The sequence below is a fragment of the Kribbia dieselivorans NBRC 106261 genome, assembly GCF_001552435.1.
Lineage (GTDB): Bacteria > Actinomycetota > Actinomycetes > Actinomycetales > Dermatophilaceae > Kribbia > Kribbia dieselivorans.
The window spans coordinates 1-4,372 of sequence record NZ_BCRE01000045.1 but is presented as its reverse complement, the minus strand read 5'-3'; the positions used below and the strand labels follow the sequence as shown (position 1 = coordinate 4,372).

3 protein-coding genes are annotated in these 4,372 nt (G+C 74.1%); all 3 read right to left on the bottom strand.

What is annotated here, in order from left to right; genetic code table 11:
- Positions 1-1,795 (bottom strand): DUF6519 domain-containing protein (locus KD1_RS04485; RefSeq protein WP_217995796.1); only part of this gene is annotated, 1,795 nt, incomplete at its 3' end.
- A gap of 27 nt (positions 1,796-1,822) precedes the next feature.
- Complete coding sequence (locus tag KD1_RS04480) at positions 1,823-4,093, bottom strand: hypothetical protein (RefSeq protein ID WP_068398145.1); 2,271 nt, start codon at positions 4,091-4,093, stop codon at positions 1,823-1,825.
- A 38-nt stretch (positions 4,094-4,131) separates the two neighbouring features.
- Positions 4,132-4,372 (bottom strand): hypothetical protein (locus tag KD1_RS16770; RefSeq protein WP_169795333.1); only part of this gene is annotated, 241 nt, incomplete at its 5' end.

The window sequence follows — 4,372 nt, the reverse complement described above, 5'->3', positions numbered from 1 at the left end:
CCCCGCCGAGCTCGACGGCGCCGCGCGCCTGGTCGGCGGGGACGTCCCCGCTGGCCAGGAGCAGCAGGCGCTGGGCGGTGACCGCCGCCGTGCCCGCCAGCTCGAGGCAGGGCTGCGCTCCGGCGCCGATGACCGACAGGTCCTCCACCGTGACGAACGCCGAACGGGTGACCTGCAGCCCCCGGTCGCGGCACAGGAGCACCGTCGCCGGGCCCTGCCCGCGGATCGTCACCGAGGTCGCGCCGTCGATGCGCACCCCGCCCTCGTCGAGGGGGTACCGGCCGGCCGCCAGGCAGACGGTGCCGCCGGTCTTCGTCACCTGGTCGACCGCCGCCTGGATCGTCAGCGCGCCGCTCGCATGGGACGTCGGCGTGACGCACACCGTGCAGTCGCTGCACCCGCCGCCCTCGCACTCGCACTCCGGCGGCCAGAGCGTGCGGCAGTCGGACTCCGTGTCCGGGAAGGTCAGCACGCCGAGGCGGGCGTAGTGGTGGTGGACGCCCACCGGGGGCGCCGCGACGAGCTCCTCGACGGAGGCGTCCGCGGTACGAGCCGCGACGATCCAGTGGTCCCCGGTCCGGAACTCCCCTCCACCGGCGGTCAGCGCGACGGTGATGCCGTTCTCCAGCACGACGCGGGTCGAGGCACCGGTGGGCACCTTGATCACGCCGGCCGCGCTGGCCGGGGTGAGGTCGACGACGGTCGCGCCGGTCGACGTGCGCACGACACCGTTCTGGTCCCAGCGGCGCACCCGCAGATGCCGCTCGTCGGCCGCGGTGGCGCCCAGACGCAGGTCCGCATCAAGCGCCGACGTCAGGACCAGCCGACCGTCGACGATGTCATCGACCTTGCGCATCTGCCCCGCCAGACGGCGGAACTCGCGGCGGTCGTCCAGCACCTCGACCCAGTCGCCCTTGTGGAAGCCCAGCACCTCGTCGCGCCCCAGACTGGCGGGCCGTAGGGAGAGCCCATCGCTCGCGACGTCGACCACGGGGCTGACGACGGAGCCGTTGTCCCGCGACCACTTGAACGTCGCCATGCCGGCCGCCCCCGGATCGTGGATCTCGATCCGGTAGGTCTGGTTCTCCCGCCCCCGGTAGCCACCCGACGGGGGCAGCTCACAGGGATCGGTGTCGACGGTGGCCGGGTCCGCGATGACCGACAGCCGGGCCGGCGACGGCGCGATGAGAGCGGCCCAGCCGGGGATGCCGGCGTCGGCCGTCGTGCAGGTGACCGCCCCCGCCCCGGCGGTGATCTCGTGGAGGCGCACCTGCCACACCGTCTGGGTGCGCGCCGTCGTGTCCACCCCGAGGGCCACGTCGACGAGGTCAGGCTGCTCGACCCAGGTGACCTCCCGTTCCCAGACGTCGAGGTAGGCCAGGTGGGTGCCCGCCGTCGGCAGGTCGGGCACCGGGCCGTAGGGCTGCTTCTCGTACGGGGTGTCGGTGTCGAGCCGCTGCTCCGCAAGCAGGGGGTCGAACACGCGCTTGCCCGTGCCGTGGTTCTCCGCGAGCAGTCCGTCGACGTACATCCGCCCCCGCCCGAGGCTGAGCTTGCCGCCGGTGAGGGTGACCTTGAACGCCTCCGGAGTCGTGCGCGGCACCACCGCCACGCCCTGGATGCCCGTCTGCGGGCCGTTGCTGTCCAGGTCGGCCACCGTGGCCCGCAGCCGCCGGTCGACGATCGCGACGAGCTCGTTCCAGTCGGCATCGAGCAGGAGCCTGCCCTGCTGCAGCACGACACCGGCCAGGTCGCGCAGTGGGTCGAACCGCATCCGGCTCAGATCGGCGCCCATGAGCAGTCACCTTCCCCTTCTCGTCCTTCAGGTCGCGTGGAACACCCCGGCCGACAGGCCGAAGCGGAGGTACTCGTCGAGGCGCAGCACGAGGTTGCGCTCGCGTTGGGGGGCGAAGAGCAGGTGGCCGGCGCCCATCTCGCTCTCGTCGTCGGCACCGGCCGCGATGGAGTCCGGTGTCGCGGAGTCCAGCTGGAGGTACGCCGCGTCGCCGAAGCGCAGCGAGGTGAACTGAGGCACGGCGAGGGCCTGCAGCGCCGGCGGGTCCTTCGGGTCGGGCTGGCAGTGGAACCGCGTGCCGGTCAGCGATCCGGGCGGCACGAACGAGAAGCGCACGCAGCCGACTTGGCGGCGCTCGGCGTGGATCGCCGCGACGCGCGGGTCTCCGGTCTGCAGGCGCGCCCCCAACACGGAGTTCGAGGCATCCAGACGGGTCACGTGCAGCCCCCCGACCACGGTGCACTCGTGCAGGTCGAGCAGGCCGGCCGGGTGCGTCCCGTCCCCGACGACGTGCTCGGCGGAGGTGGGCGCGCTGCGCAGTCCGCTGACCGGGGCCGCCCGCCCCGCACACGCCACCCGTTCCGGTGAGGTCGCGTCGACGGCACAGTCCCACACGCGGACGGTCGCCCCCTCGACGGCCACGATGGGCCCGAGCACACAACGCTCGAGGACCACCTCGGCGTACGGGTCGAGCACGATGAGGCTGGCCCGGTCCGGGTGGGCGGGGCCACCAGCCGGGGTCCGCGACTGGCCCGGTACGAGCGTGCAGTGGCGCAGGACGATCGTGCGGGGCTGGCCGTCCCCGACCTCGTCGAGCACGACCGGGCCGCCCGCGACGATCAGGCCGTCGAGCACGACCGTCGTGCGCGGCTGGAGGTCCAGTTCCACCCGGGTGTCGACCTTGATGAGGGGGGCTGCCTGGGCGGCGGACAGCGTGACGACCGTGTCCGGCTGCCCGGCCGGTGCCGTGGTCGCCGCGACGGTCAGCGCGCCGGCGGTGTACCGATCGTCGTCGCGGACCTCCACCGTGCCGCCGGCCGTGATCTGGTCGAGGAGCGGTTGCAGCGACTCACCGTGGCGCGCGGGCACCAGCGGCGACCCGGGCGCGGGAGGCGGCACCGACGGGGCCGGAGTCGACGTGCCGGCCTGACTGAGCACGTCACCCCGTGTGCTCGCGCCGGCGCCGATCGGGACAGCCATCCCGAGGTGGAACGTCCCGAGCAGGCGCTCATCGGCGGCCAGGGCGGTACCGAGCCAGACGCGGCCGAGCACGGGGTCGATGGCGACCACGCTGCCCGACGGCTCGTGCGCCCAGCCGGCGGCGGTGTCCGACAGGTCGCAGACCCGGATCCTCGCCCGGTCGATCGCGGCCGGCGCAGCCCCCGACGCCTCGATCTCGAGCAGCAGCTGGGTGGGCTGCTCGGCGCCGCCGCTGCCCGTGCCGCCGCTCCCGCCAGGCCCGTAGTACCGCGCCAGGTGGTCGGCCAGCCAGCGCCGCCCCAACGGCATCGGCACGTCGAACGGCTCGGCCAGGTGGGTGATCTCCGGCTCCGAGACCGCTGCGCTGAACAGCCGGGTGTCCGCCCCGAGCGGGTCGAACCGGAACCGGCGACCATCGCCCGCGCCACCGCCTCCGCCGCCTCCACCCCCACCGCCGCCACCCACACCGACCAGCGGCGAGCGGACACGCTGGACCGCCTCGATCCGCCAGAGGACGAGCCCGACGTTGGGGATGTTGTGCCGCCCGCGCCCGGCCGGCCGCGTGGCATCGATACGTCGTACGTCGGCGGTGTGGGCCAGGTCGTCGAAGGCTCCGTGCTGGGCGCCGACCCACCCGAGCGCGCTGTGGTCACGCAGGTCGACGGTGGCCCGCGCCTGGGGGCGCACGTGGTTGAGGTACTGCGTCGTGGCCAGCCGCTCGAAGTACTCCACCGCCCGGGCCGGCCACCCGGTGACGTCACGCGCGAGCTGCTCGAGCACCGCCGCCGTGCCCTTCCGGCGCCGGTAGCCGATCGTGTTGGCGACCTCCGCGCGCGGCGAGGCCACGGACGGCACCTCACCGTGCAGCGGGCGGTAGCCGACGAGGTCTCCGAGGTACGGCGCCACCCACGCCGCGCAGGTCTCGATGAACTGGTCGTCGTACAGGTGGTCGAGGTCGTCGCTGAGCACGGCGACCTGCTCCGCAAGCAGACCGACCAGCTCGCGCAGGACCCCACCCTGCTCGGCGTCGCGCAGCCGGTAGACCGCCGGCAGCAGGTCGAAGAGCCGCTGGCCGAGGTCGTCGGCGGTGGTCGTCATGTCAGCTCCCTCATGTCAGCTCCCTCATGTCAGCTCCCTCATGTCAGCTCCACGAGTGTGTCGAGGGGGTCCGGCGCCAGGGCCAGCAGCTGGGCGCCGATCGGCGCTCCGGTCGCGCTCACCGACGCAGGCTCCGGCACCAACCGCGGCTCAGCGGTCGGTGGGTGCCCGGAGAGGTACAGCCGGTCGAGGTCGACGCCCACGACGCCAGGCACCGCGGCCACGACGGCGATGAGCGCGGAGGCGTGGACCGCCGCGCCGATCTCCCGAGCCGCGGCG